The organism is Burkholderia sp. SRS-W-2-2016, from assembly GCF_001931485.1.
Classification (GTDB): domain Bacteria; phylum Pseudomonadota; class Gammaproteobacteria; order Burkholderiales; family Burkholderiaceae; genus Paraburkholderia.
The window spans coordinates 245,456-260,097 of sequence record NZ_MSDV01000019.1; the positions used below are offsets into that span (position 1 = coordinate 245,456).

Below are 14,642 nucleotides of genomic sequence, written 5' to 3' on the forward strand. Positions count from 1 at the left end.
ATGTCGCAAGCCCCTCAGCGCAGCGCCCTCAGCGGGCTCGCGCTCGTTCGTTTACTGGCCCGTCTGGGCGAGGCCGACGTCGCCGAATCGACGCAGTCGCTGGCCGACCGGCTGAGCCAGTGGCTCGGCTGGACCGATGCGATCGCGTTGTCGTCGGCGTTGAGCGGCGGCCCGCCCGCGGTGGCCGGCGGCGCGCGGCCGTTCGGCCGTGCCGAGGAGGACGAATGCACCCGCGTGCGGCGCGCGCTGGTGAGTTCGATCGCCGGTGATGCGCTGTTCGCCAGCTCGCGGCGGCGCGGGGCGGTGCCGGCGCCGCGAAGTGCGGCGACGAGCGCGGCGATGAATGCGCCGATGAATGCGCCGATGAACGCACGACCCGCGTCGGCCCGTGCGTCCGCGCTGCTCGACGTGAACCCGCAGGCCGACTACGCGGTGTTCCGCCAGCGCTATCTCGCTCTTCAGCAGTCGATGGAAACCGCAATCGGCACGTTGCGCAGCCGGCTGCGCGCGCTGCTCGCCACCCAGGCGCCGGCGCTCGCGCGGCTCGCGGTGGTCGACGCGGTGATGGAGCGGGCGCTCGCCGAGCGCGAGCGCAGTTTGCTCGGCGCGGTGCCGGGTTTGCTGGGCGGCCATTTCGAGCGGCTGCGCAAGGCGGAGCAGCGGCGGGTGGCCGAGCTTGAAGCGGTTGAAGCGCAGGCCGTGGCCGCCGCCGCGCAGAAGCAGGCCGACGGCGGAGCGGCCGAAGGCGGAGCAGTAGACGACGCCAGCGCGCGGCAAGCCGAGCCCATGGACGCCACCGCGCCGGCTCCGGCCGCCACCGCGGGCGCAGCGACCTCGCAACCCGCTGTGGCAACCGCATCCCCGAGCCACGTCGCGCTTTCCGCGCCCGACGCGTGGCTCGACGTATTCCGCAAGGACATGCAGAGCGTTTTGCTTGCCGAACTGGATGTTCGTTTTCAACCGGTCGAAGGGCTGCTCGCGGCCCTTCGCGCCTGCTAACTGGGACCCCATGTCCAGATATCGTATCGATCTCGTTGTGTTTCTCGCGGGCCTCGCCGCGGCGTGCTGGATCGCCGTCGGTTATGCCGTCGCCAACCCGCTCGCGTTCGCGGTCACGCTGCTGATCGGCGTGTTCTACGTGCTCGGCGCACTCGAATTGCGCCGTTACAGCCAGGCCACCGCGACGCTGAGCGGCGCGCTCGCCAGGCTGTCCGCGTCGCCGCCGAGCCTCGCCGCGTTTCTCGAAGGCGTGCATCCGAGCCTGCGCAATCCGGTGCGGCTGCGCGTCGAAGGCGAGCGCGCGGCGCTGCCCGGACCGGCGCTGGCGCCGTATCTGGTCGGCCTGCTGGTGCTGCTCGGGATGCTCGGCACGCTGCTCGGGATGGTGATGACGCTGCGCGGCACCGGCCTCGCGCTGGAAAGCGCGAGCGACCTGCAGGCGATCCGCGCGTCGTTGGCGGCGCCGGTCAAGGGCCTCGGCTTCGCGTTCGGCACGTCGATCGCGGGGGTTTCGACGTCGGCGATGCTCGGCCTGCTGTCGGCGCTGTGCCGCCGCGAACGGCTCGAAGCCGCACAGCAGCTCGATCTGAAGATCGCGACGACGCTGCGCATCTATTCGCAAGGTCATCAGCGCGACGAGAGTTTCAAGCTGCTGCAACGCCAGGCCGATGCGACGCCGCTGCTGGTCGATCGTCTGCAGACGATGATGAGCGCGCTCGAACAGCAGAGCGCCGCGTCGAACGAACGGCAGCTCGCTAGCCTCGACGCGTTCTACGGCCGCACCGAGGCCGCGTATCTGCGGCTGGCCGGCGTGATCGAGCAGTCGCTGAAGGACAGCGTGACCGGCAGCGCGCGCGCCGCCGGCGAGGCATTGCAGCCGGTCGTGCAGGCGACGCTGGCCGGTCTCGCGCGCGAGACCACTACGCTGCACGAGTCGGTGACGCAGGCGGTGCAGCGGCAGCTCGACGGGATGACGAGCGGCTTCGCGGCGACCAGCGCGAACGTCGCGACGATCTGCGCCGATGCGCTCGCCGGCCACCGCCAGGCCAGCGACGCGCTGGCCACGCAGCAGAGCGCGTCGCTGGAGCGTGTCGCCGAAGCGTTCGAACAGCGCTCGGCCGCGTTGCTCGACGGCGTGTCCGCGCGCCTCGACGCGACCGCCAGCGGGATCTCGCAGGCGTGGGGTGACGCGTTGGCGCAGCAGCAGGGCGCCGCCGACAAGCTCGCCGCGAACAACGAACAGGCGCTCGCCGGCGCCGCCGCGACGTTCGAACGGCATTCGGCCGCGCTGCTGGAAGCGGTCGGCCGCTCGCAGTCGAACCTGCAAACCGAACTGGCCGCGCGCGACGAGCAGCGCCTTGCCGCATGGGCCGACACGCTCGGCGCGGTGAGCACGAAGCTCGACGAACAGTGGCAACAAAGCGGCGCGCACCACGCGGCCCGTCAGCAGGAAATCTGCGACGCGCTCGCGCAAACCGCGCGCGATATTTCCGCGCAGACGCAAACCCACGCGAGCGCGACGCTCGCCGAGATCGAGCGCCTCGTGCAGGTGGCTGCCGACGCGCCGAAGGCCGCGGCGAACCTGCAGGCCGAACTGATCGCGCGCGACGAGCAGCGCTTCGCGACGTGGACCGACACGCTCGGCGCGCTGGCGGCGAAACTGAACGAACAATGGCAGCAGAGCAGCGTGCAGACCGCGAGCCGCCAGCAGGAGATCTTCGACGCGCTGACGCAAACCGCGCGCGATATCTCCGCACAGACGCAGACTCACGCGAGCGCGACGCTGGCGGAAATCGACCGTCTCGTGCAGGCGGCGGCCGACGCGCCGAAGGCGGCGGTGAACCTGCAAGCGGAACTGGCGGCGCGTGACGAACAGCGCTTCACCACGTGGACCGAAGCGCTCGGCGCGCTGACCGCCAAGCTGACCGAACAATGGCAGCAGACCGGTTCGCAGACCGCGACGCGTCAACAGGAAATCTGCGACGCGCTCGCGCAGACCGCGCGGGACATTTCCACGCAGACGCAAACGCACGCCAGCGCGACGATGGCGGAAATCGAGCGCCTCGTGCAAGTCGCCGCCGACGCACCGAAGGCCGCCGCGAACCTGCAAGCGGAACTGGCCGCACGCGACGAACAGCGCTTCACCACGTGGACCGAAGCGCTCGGCGTGCTGACCGCCAAGCTGACCGAACAATGGCAGCAGACCGGTTCGCAGACCGCGACACGTCAGCAGGAAATCTGCGACGCGCTCGCGCAAACCGCGCGCGACATCTCCACGCAGACGCAAACGCATGCGAGCGCGACGCTGGCCGAAATCGACCGCCTCGTGCAAGTCGCCGCCGATGCACCGAAGGCCGCCGCGAACCTGCAAGCGGAACTCGCCGCACGCGACGAACAGCGCTTCACCTCGTGGACCGACACGCTCGGCGCGTTGACCGCCAAGCTGACCGAACAGTGGCAGCAGACCGGTTCGCAGACCGCGACCCGTCAACAGGAAATCTGCGACGCGCTCGCGCAAACCGCACGCGATATCTCCACGCAGACGCAAACGCACGCGAACGCGACGATCGCCGAGATCGAGCGTCTGGTGCAGGCGGCGTCGGAAGCGCCGAAGGCCGCGGCCGACGTGATCGCGGAGCTGCGTCAGAAACTGTCCGACAGCATGGTCCGCGATACCGCGATGCTGGACGAGCGCAGCCGCCTGCTGGCGACGCTCGAAACGCTGCTCGACGCGGTGAATCATGCGTCGACCGAACAGCGCGCGGCGGTCGACGGTCTCGTCACGACCTCGGCCGACCTGCTCGAACGGGTCGGCAAGCGCTTCACCGATCATCTGGAGCACGAGACCGGCAAGCTCGGCGACGTGGCCGCCCAGGTCACCGGCAGCGCGGTCGAAGTGGCGAGCCTCGGCGATGCGTTCGGCGCGGCCGTGCGCGTGTTCGGCGAAGCGAACGACAAGCTCGTCTCGCACCTCGAACGGATCGAGACGGCGCTCGACAAATCGCTCGCCCGCAGCGACGAACAGCTCGCGTACTACGTCGCGCAGGCGCGTGACGTGGTCGACCTCAGCGTGATGTCGCAGAAGCAGATCGTCGAAGATCTGCAAGTGCTGGCCGCCAAGCGCGCGCGCGCCGGAGCTGACGCCGTATGAGCGAGGACCTCGACGGCGGCGTCGAAACCGCCGCGCCGATCTGGGCCGCGTTCGGCGATCTGATGTCGGTGCTGCTCGGCGCGTTCGTGCTGATCCTGGTCGGCGTGATCGGCGTGCAGCTCGAACTGTCCAGCAAGCTCGAACAGGAAGTGAAGCAGCGCCAGGCCGAAACGCAGCGTCGCAAGACGCTCGAACAGGCGCTCGCCGGGCCGCTCGCGGCCGGGCGCGTGACGCTCGTCAATGGCCGCATTGGCATCAGCGGCAACGTGCTGTTCGCGCTGAACTCCGATCAGCTGCAGCCCGAGGGCCGCGCGCTGCTGAAGAGTCTGGCGGAGCCGCTGTCCGCGTATCTGCGCGCGAGCGACCAGATCCTGATGGTCAGCGGCTTTACCGACGACCAGCGTTTGCGCGAAGGCAATCGCCGCTTCGCCGATAACTGGGAGCTGTCCGCGCAGCGCGCGTTGACGGTCACGCGGACGCTGATCGACAGCGGCGTGCCGGCGGCGTCGGTGTTCGCGGCGGCGTTCGGCTCGCAGCAGCCGGTCGGCTCGAACGCGGACGAGGCGGGGCGCGCGAAGAACCGCCGCGTCGAAATCGCGCCGGTGCCGCGGCCGTCGAGCGGGACAGCGACGACCGCGACGGAGAAGGCCGGTGGCTGACGACGTTCGCGATGAATCCGGCGGCGACGCTAGCGCTGCGATCGACGTGATCGATGCGAGCAGCGCCGGCGACGCGGTTGACGCGAACAGCGTCGGCGAAGCAATCAACGCCAGTGACGCCGACGCCAGCGCCACCAGCGCCACCAGCGCCACCAGCGCCAACAGCGCCAACAGCGCCAACAGCGCCAACAGCGCCAACAGCGCCAACAGCGCCGCCGACGCCAGCGCCACCAGCGCCGCCACCCACACTACCGCGCCGCACCCCGCCAGCGCGACGCTCGACGCATGGCGCGAGAGCGGCGCGGACCGGCTCGACCCGACGCGCTTTCATCTGCTCGACGCGCTCGCGCGGCGGGCGCAGCAACACAGCGGCGCCGCGCGGCGTGTGCTCGATGAGCGCTTGTCAGGATTGCTGGGCGAATATGCAGCCGAGGTCGAACGCGCCGCTGCCAGCGAAGCGCGCAACGCGCCCGGCTCCATTGCCGACGAAGCGGACCGCGCGACGCTCGCGGCTCTGGTCGAACACCTGGGCCAGCACCATTCCCGCGCGGACGCCCCTCACGCGGGCACCTATCCCGAACTCCCCGCGCTCGACTACTTCCGCGATGTCTGGGCGAAAGTGCGCACCGAGAAGCAGTTGCGCCAGTCGCTCGCGCCGGTGTCGGGCAACGCCGGGCCGCTCAATTCGAGCAGCCTCGTGCATCGGGCGTTGTCGTTGATGAGTGAGTTGTCGCCGGGGTATCTGAAGCAGTTTCTGTCGTACGTCGATACGCTTTCGTGGCTCGAGCAGATGAACGGCGGCGCGCCGGCGGAGAAGGAAGCGCCGCGCGCGGCGGCGGCCGGCAAGGGCACGCGCCGGAAGGCGCGCTAGCGCACAGGCCCGGCGGCAGCCGGGCACTGCGGCGCACCAAACGCCGAAAGCCACCACCCAAAACGCAGCCCCCAAACGCTGAACCCCAAACGCACGCGGGCCGGCGTGTAACCGCCGGCCCGCCGGGCTCGCCAGAACCCAAACCCAAACTCAGGATGTCAGCGCGACATCATTCCCGCACACTGCCCACCCGTTTGGCCTTCGTGCGCCGCGCCCACATATTCATCCCCTCGACGAACGCCGAGAACGCCATCGCTGCGTAGATATAAGCCTTCGGCACGTGCGTACCGAAACCTTCGGCGATCAGCGTCATACCGATCACCAGCAGGAAGCTCAGCGCGAGCATCACGATGGTCGGGTTGCGATCGATAAAGCGCGCGAGCGGCTGCGCGGCGAACATCATCACGAGGATCGACACGATCACCGCGCCGAACATGATCGGCATATGTTCGGTCATGCCGACCGCGGTGATGATGCTGTCGACCGAAAACACGATGTCGAGCATGATGATCTGGCCGATCGCGGCCGCCACCGACAACTGCACGCTCGAACCGGCCTTCGCGGCGACGTCGTCTTCGTGCGTCACGTGATGGCGGATTTCTCCGGTCGCCTTCCACACGAGGAACAGGCCGCCGGCGAGCAGGATCAGATCGCGCCACGAGAAGCCGTGATCGAACACCGTGAACGCGACTTGGGTCAGCTGCACGATCCACGCGACGGTGCCCAAAAGCATCAGCCGCATTATCAGCGCGAGCGCGAGGCCGATGCGCTGGGTGCGCGCGCGCTGCGCTTCGGGCAGCCGGTTGCTGAGAATCGAGATGAAGATCAGGTTGTCGATGCCGAGCACGATTTCCATCACGATCAGCGTGACGAGCGCGGCCCAGGCGGCGGGATCGGCGAACAGTGTGAGCAGAGAGTCCATAGGGGATCGAAAAAAGTGACTGTGCGCCGGTGCGGCGGAACCGCCATCATCGACCTCTTCGCGGTTCGGATAAACCAGTGTTAATCTGAATGAATAATCGATTTTTTCGAAGTGTCAAGTTCGCATGCTCAACTATCGCCATTTGTACTATTTCTGGATCGTCGTGAAGGAGGGCGGTTTTGCGCGCGCGGCCGCGCGGCTCGAGATGGCCGTGCAGACCATCAGCGCGCAGGTTCGCGAACTGGAAAAGTCGCTCGGACGTCAGCTGCTGAAGCCGGCCGGGCGCGGCGTCGCGATGACCGAGGCCGGCGAACAGGCGTTTGCTCGCGCCGAGCAGATTTTTCAACTCGGCGAGGCCTTGCTCGACGAGATGCGCGAGGCCAGCGGCACCGGGGCGGTGCGCTTCGCAGTGGGATTGTCGGACGGGATTTCGAAGCTCGCCGCGCATGCGCTGCTGGCGCCGGTGCTTGCCACGCCGTCGCTGCGGCTGCTGTGCCACGAGGGCGAGCCCGCGGAACTGCTGTCGGAGCTGGCGCTGCACCGGCTCGATCTGGTGCTCGCTTGTCAGCCGGCGCCGCATGGCGCGGATTTGAGGGTGGTGAGCCAGCGCGTCGCCGGATCGCCGGTCGACTGGTACGGGCCCGCGCAGCTCGTGCGCAAGGCGGCGCGGGCCGGTTTTCCGCAGGCGCTGGCGGACCTGCCGGTGCTGCTGCCGACCCGCCACGGCGCGTTGCGCGCGCGGCTCGATCGCTGGTTCGACGCTCAGGGGATCAGTCCGCGCATCGTCGGCGAATTCGAGGACAGCGCGTTGATGGCGGTGTTCGCGGCGCGCGGGCTCGGGGTGTTTCCGCTCGCCGAGCTCGGCGCGGAAGAATTGACGTTGTTGCGGGGTTTGCGCTGGCTCGGCCGCGCGGACGGCGTGATCGAGGAGATTCACGCGATCCGCTCGCGGCGCGGCCAGCATCATGCGCTGGCATCGCAGGTGATCGCGGCCGCGCAGCCGTGACGGCGCGCGCTGAAGCGCGCCCGCCGCCTGGCCTCATAACATCGTCAGAACGCGTGGCGCATGCCGGCGGTGACCGCGAGCTGCTTGTTGGTCGACGACGGCGACAGCGTGTTGATCATCGCGTGCGACAGCACCGAATCGGCCGGCGCGCCGTGCGCGTTCTGGTACACGCCTTCCAGATAGAAGTCGGTGCGCTTGCTGAGCGCGTAGCCGGTTTGCAGCATCGCGGTGTTCCATGCCGGCGACGAACCGTTGTATGCGCCATGCGTGTACGTATACGCGCCCGACACGCTCCATGCCGGCGTCAGCGAGTACTTCGCGTTGACTTCATAGTTGTCGAGGCGCAGCGAGCCGCCGAGCGTGCCGGTGCCGTCGCTGCCCGCGCCGAGGTAGCCGCCGGTGCCGAACGAGAACACGCCCGCGACGTTATCGATCTGCGTGTGGCTCCACAGCAGGCCGACGGTGGCCGGGCCGAACGTGTAGTTGCCGCCGAGCGACCAGATGCGCTGACGTTCGGCGATGAAGTTCGCGCTGGTGTCGCCGCTCGTCACCGCGCCGGCGCCGTTGCCCGCGTTGTTGAACTGCAGGTAGCCGGCCGCGAGGTTCAACGGACCTTGCGCGTACGACAGACCGAAGCTGTACGAACGGTTGTTCGCGAACGCGCCGGCCTTGTTGCTGAACGAGTACATCGATTCGAGCGTGACGCCGTGGTACAGCGGGCTCGCGTACTTGACCGAGTTGTTGATCACGACCGAGTTCGCCGCGAGGTTGTCGTTCTCGAACGGATGGCCGGCGAGGCTGCCGCCCCACGTGTTCCAGCTGGCCGAGAGCGGGCCGACGAGGTCGTTCAGCACGTCGAACTGGCGGCCGAACGTCAGCGTGCCGAACGAATCGCTTTGCAGACCGACCCACGCCTGCGAGCCGAATGCGCTGCCGGCGAACGCCTGCGCGCCGTTGTTCATCATGAAGCCCTGCTCGAGCTTGAAGACCGCGTGCAGGCCGGCGCCGAGGTCTTCGGAACCCTTCAGGCCGAACACCGTGTTCTGCGTGGTGCCGCTCGCGAGCTGCCAGTTGCTGTGGCCGAACTGGTTGTTGGTGTAGACGATGCCGGCGTCCATCAGGCCGTACAGCGTGACGCTGCTTTGCGCGTGCGCGGAAATCGTGAAGGCGCCGCACAGCGCGGCGGCGAGCAGGGTCTTGTTCATGGCGGATGATTCCTTGGTAACGACGTGTTTGGGTGATTCGGGCTCGTGGCGGGCGCGGCGCGGGGGCTTCCGGACTGCGCGGGCGTGCGGATCAGCGGCTAAGCGGCTAAGCGGCTAAGCGGCTAAGCGGCTAAGCGACTAAGCGACTAAGCGACTAAGCGGCGGCAAGCACGCGGTGTGCTCGGCCCTTCAGCGACGGGCAACGGCGCGCGCCGGCCGGGCAGCGGGGAAAATCAGGCGGGGATTTTTCGAAAAGCGGCGTAACGGCTAAAACCACGAGGGCCCGAAGCTTACCTTGTTCAGGCACACGGCGGGAGAGGACGCGGCGAATGCGCGGCAAAGCGTGGGGCAGCCGCCACACCGGGGCCCTCGTTGCGACCCGCACGACCCGCACGAACCACGCGAACGGCGGCGGGCCGCCGTCCCGAGCACTTCATCAATGCATGGCATATTGACCGAACCCGCGATCACCGGAGACAGCGATGCGTATCCAGACATCTTTTCTGTTCGATCTCGACGGCACGCTCGTCGATAGCGTCTATCAGCACGTGCTGGCGTGGAAAGAAGCGCTCGACAGCGAGGGCATTGCGCTGTCGGTGTGGCGAATTCATCGCAAGATCGGCATGAGCGGCGGCTTGTTCACGCATCAGCTGCTGCGCGAGACGCATGGCGAGATCAGCGTCGAACGCGGCGAGCGGCTGCGTCACGCGCATGCGGCCGCGTATCAGCGGATGCGCGCGCAGGTTTGTCCGTTGCCCGGCGCCCGCGAACTGCTGGCGGCGCTGAGCCAGGCCGGCACGCCGTGGGCGGTCGCGACCAGCGGCCGGATGGAAACCGCCGCGCTCAATCTGGAGGCGCTCGGCGTCGATCCGGCCAAGGCGGTCGTCGTGACCCGCGACGACGTCAAATACGCGAAGCCCGATCCCGACCTCTTTGTCGCCGCGGCCGAGCGGCTCGGCGTGCCGATCGAACATACGGTGGTGGTCGGCGACAGCATCTGGGACATGCTGGCCGCGCGCCGCTGCCGCTCGCTAGGCGTCGGTTTGCTGTCGGGCGGCTATGGGACCGAGGAGCTGGAGCGCGCGGGCGCGCTGCGCGTCTACGACGACCCCGCCGATCTGCTCGCGCATCTGGACGAAGTCGCGTCGCGGCCCTGACGGGCGGCGCTGCCGCGCGGCGCGGGTTGGCCGCGCCGGCACGGCTTCGCGCGTGGGCCGGTGAGACGAAGGATGTTGCCGAGGACGCTATTGACGGCGTTACTGCGGCTTGAGGATCGGCGGTTGCGCCGGCTGTGTCATCGGCGTCACCCGGGACGATTCGCGCACCAGCTGATCGGTCATCGCCGAGCCGACCGACGGCGGGGTCGTGCGCTCCTGCGATAGCGGCACCGTTACGCCGGTGGGCATCGGCAGCGACGGATCGGGCTTCGCCGATTCCTTGACCAACTGGTCGGTCAACATCGCCGCGACCGGGTTCGAGCCGTTCGGGTGCGTGTCGTCGCGCCGGCGGGTCTGTGCCTGATCGATCCGCGGGCCGGGCAGCGCCTTCGCTTGCGCTCTCTGTTGCGCGACCGGCTGCGCCGGCTGTCTCGCCCGGGCGGCCGCGGCCTGGCCGGCATCGGGCACGGCAAGGCCCGGCACCGCAGCTGTCGCCGCGACGGACGGCTGCGCGAGCGCGCCGGTTTGCGGCAAGGTGGCGGCGGCCTGCGGCTGGGCGGATTGCGGCGTCACGGCCAGTTGATTCGTCGTGGAGGGGGCGGGCTGGGCAGGCACGGTAACCGTCGCCGTTGCCGGCGGCGCGCTCGGCACCGGTGTCACCGCCATCACGTTGCCGCCGGCGACACGCGCCGCGCCGCGCTCCGCGTCGGAATCCGTCGCGCCGGTGATCCTGCCGATCACCTCGCTGGCCGCGCTGGGCGTGCGTTCGTCGTCTTTGGGGAAAAGCAGGTAGCCGGCGATGCCCGCATCGATCACGAGCAGGCCGACTATCAGCAATTTGCCGGTATTCGTCATATCTAAGCAACAGTGTTCATGAAATGCGAGGGGTCATGATATACGACGACACCGGATGCGCCGCCGGTAGTCATCAGATGACGCCTCGAATCGCCGTTTTTGCGTTTCGCATACGCCCGTCGTACCGGGCGGGGCCACGACTGTCGCGAACGTAATACACGCGCGTCACCAACGCCCATTTTGTGCTTGCTTCGATATTCATTCTTGACCAGATTAACCGTCGCGCATGGAGCCGGTATACGCCGCCGGCCATGCAAACCGGCTTGTACTATTCGCGCGCGGAGCCTGTACTATACGAACCGTTGGAGACGAGCGGCAGCCGCGCTGCGCTTACCTGCGTGCAAGATCGATTCCTGCCGCATCCGCGGCCCGCGCACCGGCACGATGCAGGCCGGCAGGCCGTCAGCAGCGGCGCCCGCCGGTGGTAACTGGAAGTACGGCAAACCCATTGACCATGCGAGACCGCGGGCGAGATTCGTCCGGCATTCGTTGGGCTGTCGCGGCGTCAGATGCAATCCGGATCGACCGGTTCCGGACCTGTAGTGGCGGCGTGAGAACCACTTGAAAAGATGAACAACTTTATTCGACCCCCCGTTTTCTACCCGTCCACGGTTGTCTTCGTCGACGATAACGACAGCTACCTCGATGCGCTGCGCCGCTTTTTCCCGGGCACGTCCACGAACCTGTTTTTCACGCGGCCACAAGCGGCGCTGAGCTATATCCGGCAGCACGCGCGCGAAAATTCGCTGGAATTCGCAGCCGGCTCCGCATGCCTGAGCGAGCCGGGCGTCGAGCGTTTTGTCGAGACCTCGGCGGAACGCGATATCGTCGCGCGGCCGTCGCGCTTCGAGGAAGTGGCGGCGGTGATCGTCGACTACGACATGCCGGGCATCGGCGGCGTGGATTTCCTGTCGTCGATCTCGCATCTGCGCTGCGCGAAGGTGCTGCTGACGGGCGTCGCGGATGAAACGGTCGCGGTCAAGGCGTTCAATGCCGGCATCGTCGATCTGTATCTGCGCAAGACCGACCCCGATTCGGCCAATCGCCTCGTGCATTTCCTGAAGGACGCGAAGAGCCGTCATTGCGCGGAATCGGGCTGGCTCGCGCTCGGCGAAAACGGCATGACCTATTGCGATCCGCGCACCCGCAAGGTGATCGAGGACGTGGTGGCCGAGCAGGGCATCGTCGAGTATTACTGGCGGCCCGAGCAGAACGTGATCCTGATGTTCGACGCCGCCGGTAACCCGAGCGTGTTCGTCGCGTGGGCGGAGAACGACTGGATTTCCCAGGGCGAGATCGTCGCCGACGAGGGCGGTCCGTCCGACTTGCTGCGCAAACTCGCGGTGCGCGAGATGATGCCGCTGTTCTGGCCGGATCTCGCGTATCGCGCGGGCATGACGTTCCGCGAGCTGACGCCGACCAGTATTCCCGGCTGGGACGACGCGTTCTACGGCTGGACCCGCATCGATCCGGCCGAAGTCGGGATCGATCTGGTGACCTTCGCGCAGTGGCGCGCGGAGCGTAACCGCTGATGCATGGCGGCGCCGTTTGACGCTCAGTGAAGTTCAGTGAGGCTCACTGGACTTCAGGCGGCGCGCGGCAAGCCGATCGTGCGTGCCGTGTAGCGAGCCGGCGGTAACTCGCGATGCGCGTGCGCCAGTTCAGCTACGCGCGCGGCGACGTCCGGATCGAACGCGACGCCGCGCGGTCCGCTGGTGTCGACGTGCAGCAGCATCTGCTCGCCGGCGGCAACCGGCTCGGCCCGCTTGCCGTCTTCCGTGAACATTTCGAAGTACAGATGAATCCGCTTCGCGTCGTGCGCGAGTACGCGCATGTCGACGCGCACCGGCGTGCCCTGTTTGATTTCGTGCAGATAGCTGACGTGCGCTTCGAGCGTGTAGATCGAGCGGTGTCGCGCTGCGCGAACCTCGGCGGTCAGGCCGATCAGGTCGATTAGCACGTCGGTGGCGAGGCTGAAAATCAGCAGGTAGAACGCGTCGCGCATGTGGCCGTTGTAGTCGACCCATTCGGCGTGGACGGTGTCGCGATAGGCGGGGAGAACCACGGGCTGTGGCATGGGCGGAGGTCTCCTGGAGCGAAGGCGGTGGGGGACGCGTGCGGCGCGTGAGATTGCTTCGTTCTGGCGTGAGTAGTGTAGGTGACGCGGCTGCGGTGCGCCAGGCAGCGGGGGCTCCTGGTTTGCTAGCTTCCTGCTTGCCGCTTGCCGCTTGCCGCTTGCCGCTTGCCGCTTACCGCTTACCGCTTACCGCTTACCGCTTACCGCTTACCGCTTACCGCTTACCGCTTACCGCGTGCCGCGAACGCGCAGCGCGTTCCTCAATCATCCTCCGACGGCAACGGCAAGCCGCCCGGCCACCGGTTGGCCCGGCCATACTCGACGGCCTCGCGCAGCACTTCGTTCTCCCTGGTTTTCTGCCGCAACAGGCGCTGCAGTTTTCGCACCTGTCCCAGCGCGCTGGCCAGCTCCGGCGCCGCGACCGCTTTCGCCACGGTGGTTATCGCCGGCGCGCCTTGCTGCTGATACAGCTTGCGCCACTGGAACAGTTGGCGCGAATTCACGCCGTGCTCACGCGCGACGATCGCGACCGACTTGCCCGGCGCGAAACTCTCGCGCACGATGGCCAGCTTCTGTTCCGCGGTCCAGCGCCGCCGGTGCTTCGGGGGTGTCGATACGCCCATCACGTTCCACCTGGTGTGTGCCACTGACGCAGTGTTGATCCAGCGGTCACCCGCGAACGGAGACCGCCGGGCGAGGATTTAGCGGGCGGGCAAGTACCGCAGGCCCAACATCATCCCCGCAGGCCGAGCATCTCGCGCGCTTCACTGGCCGACGCAAGCTCGCCTCCCAACGAGGTCACGATCTCGCGCGCCCGCGTGACCAGCGCCGCATTGCTTTCCGCCAGCACGCCTTTCGACAGATACAGGTTGTCTTCGAGACCGACGCGAATATGCCCACCCGCGAGCCACGCTTGCGCGACGATCGGAAACTCGTGCCGGCCGATCCCGAAGGCCGCCCACGTCGCGCCCGCCGGCAACAGACTGCGTGCGTACAGCAGCGTTTCCGGCGTGGCCGCGAAGCCGTACTTCACGCCGTGCACGAAGGTCCATAGCCCGGGGCCGTCGAGCACGCCCGCGTCGATCAGATCGCGGGCGAGATGGATGTCGCCCGAATCGAAGATTTCCAGCTCGGGCTTCACGCCGGCCTCGCGAATGATCGCCGCCATCCGCGTGACGTTTTTCGGCGTATTGATCACCACGTCGTTGCCGGAATTCATCGTGTTCAGATCGAGGCTGCAAATATCGGGGCGCAGCAGCAGGATGTGCTCGACGCGCTGTTCGGGCGCCATCAGCGTCGTGCCGGCCGCAGCGACCTTGGGGTCGTCGTCGCTCGGGATAAAGCGGCCGCCCGGTCCGGTGGTGAGGTTGATGATCAGCTCGGCATCGACCGCCCTGATCCGTTCGATCACTTCGCGATACAGCGCGATGTCCATCGAAGGGCGGCCGGTGCGCGGATCGCGCACGTGAATATGGACGACCGCCGCGCCCGCTTTCGCGGCATCGAGACAGGCGGTGGCGATCTGCTGCGGTGTGATCGGCAGACCCGGATGCTGTTCCGGCTTCGTGAGATTGCCCGTGACCGCGCAGGTCAGAATCGTTTTTCGCGCTTGCATATCGGTTCGCAGAAGAGTGGCTGCCCGGCGCGGCTTCAGCGTGCGCACGCGCGGACGCGCGGCGGCGCCCGCGGTGCCGCGAGGCCGCGCCGAGGGTTCTCGAAAGGGGTGAATTGCCGGCGGAG

At 67.8% G+C, this 14,642-nt stretch carries 12 protein-coding genes and 1 pseudogene; 7 read left to right on the forward strand and 6 right to left on the reverse strand.

Annotated features, from left to right (window positions below):
* The 4 genes from BTH42_RS07525 (at nt 1) to BTH42_RS07540 (ending at nt 5,680) form a co-directional block, all read left to right on the forward strand.
* A complete protein-coding gene (locus BTH42_RS07525; RefSeq protein ID WP_075297451.1) occupies nt 1-999 on the forward strand; it encodes a DUF3348 domain-containing protein in 999 nt (332 codons plus the stop codon).
* 10 nt (nt 1,000-1,009) lie between these two features.
* Nucleotides 1,010-4,150 carry a DUF802 domain-containing protein gene (locus BTH42_RS07530; protein WP_075297453.1) on the forward strand — a complete coding sequence of 1,047 codons (3,141 nt, stop codon included), beginning with the start codon at nt 1,010-1,012 and terminating at the stop codon, nt 4,148-4,150.
* The gene (locus BTH42_RS07535; RefSeq protein ID WP_075297455.1) at nt 4,147-4,809 is read left to right on the forward strand and encodes an OmpA family protein; all 663 of its coding nucleotides are present in this window, start codon (nt 4,147-4,149) and stop codon (nt 4,807-4,809) included. The genes BTH42_RS07530 and BTH42_RS07535 overlap by 4 nt, the downstream gene beginning before the upstream one ends.
* 103 nt (nt 4,810-4,912) lie before the next feature.
* Nucleotides 4,913-5,680 carry a DUF2894 domain-containing protein gene (locus BTH42_RS07540; protein ID WP_083654701.1) on the forward strand — a complete coding sequence of 256 codons (768 nt, stop codon included), beginning with the start codon at nt 4,913-4,915 and terminating at the stop codon, nt 5,678-5,680.
* A gap of 169 nt (nt 5,681-5,849) precedes the next feature.
* Here the strand turns inward: BTH42_RS07540 and BTH42_RS07545 are convergent, their stop codons facing one another.
* Nucleotides 5,850-6,602, reverse strand: coding sequence for a TerC family protein (locus BTH42_RS07545; protein WP_075297457.1), 753 nt, complete (start codon nt 6,600-6,602; stop codon nt 5,850-5,852).
* A 124-nt stretch (nt 6,603-6,726) separates the two neighbouring features.
* Here BTH42_RS07545 and BTH42_RS07550 point away from each other — a divergent pair, with 124 nt between their 5' ends.
* Entirely contained in the window at nt 6,727-7,608 is an 882-nt protein-coding gene (locus BTH42_RS07550; RefSeq protein WP_075297459.1) for a LysR family transcriptional regulator, read from the forward strand.
* 44 nt (nt 7,609-7,652) lie between these two features.
* Here BTH42_RS07550 and BTH42_RS07555 read toward each other — a convergent pair whose 3' ends face one another.
* Nucleotides 7,653-8,813, reverse strand: a complete 1,161-nt coding sequence (locus tag BTH42_RS07555) for a porin (RefSeq protein WP_075297461.1) — start codon at nt 8,811-8,813, stop codon at nt 7,653-7,655.
* Between the two features lie 482 nt (nt 8,814-9,295).
* Here BTH42_RS07555 and BTH42_RS07560 point away from each other — a divergent pair, with 482 nt between their 5' ends.
* Complete coding sequence (locus BTH42_RS07560) at nt 9,296-9,970, forward strand: HAD family hydrolase (RefSeq protein ID WP_075297463.1); 675 nt, start codon at nt 9,296-9,298, stop codon at nt 9,968-9,970.
* A gap of 99 nt (nt 9,971-10,069) precedes the next feature.
* Here the strand turns inward: BTH42_RS07560 and BTH42_RS07565 are convergent, their stop codons facing one another.
* On the reverse strand, nt 10,070-10,825 hold the full coding sequence (locus BTH42_RS07565; protein WP_075297465.1) for a hypothetical protein: 756 nt from the start codon (nt 10,823-10,825) through the stop codon (nt 10,070-10,072).
* A 569-nt stretch (nt 10,826-11,394) separates the two neighbouring features.
* On the opposite strand from BTH42_RS07565, the gene BTH42_RS07570 reads away from it, so the two are divergent.
* Nucleotides 11,395-12,357, forward strand: a complete 963-nt coding sequence (locus BTH42_RS07570; protein WP_075297467.1) for a response regulator — start codon at nt 11,395-11,397, stop codon at nt 12,355-12,357.
* 53 nt (nt 12,358-12,410) lie between these two features.
* Here BTH42_RS07570 and BTH42_RS07575 read toward each other — a convergent pair whose 3' ends face one another.
* The 3 genes and pseudogenes from BTH42_RS07575 to BTH42_RS07585 all read right to left on the reverse strand — a co-directional run bounded on the left by BTH42_RS07575 (nt 12,411) and on the right by BTH42_RS07585 (nt 14,517).
* On the reverse strand, nt 12,411-12,902 hold the full coding sequence (locus BTH42_RS07575) for a thioesterase family protein (RefSeq protein ID WP_075297469.1): 492 nt from the start codon (nt 12,900-12,902) through the stop codon (nt 12,411-12,413).
* Between the two features lie 278 nt (nt 12,903-13,180).
* Nucleotides 13,181-13,525 (reverse strand): annotated as a pseudogene (locus BTH42_RS07580) (transposase); the annotation flags it as partial.
* 110 nt (nt 13,526-13,635) lie between these two features.
* Nucleotides 13,636-14,517 (reverse strand): 3-keto-5-aminohexanoate cleavage protein, encoded by an 882-nt coding sequence (locus BTH42_RS07585; RefSeq protein ID WP_075297473.1) that lies wholly within the window; start codon nt 14,515-14,517, stop codon nt 13,636-13,638.
* Between the last annotated feature and the right edge of the window lie 125 nt (nt 14,518-14,642).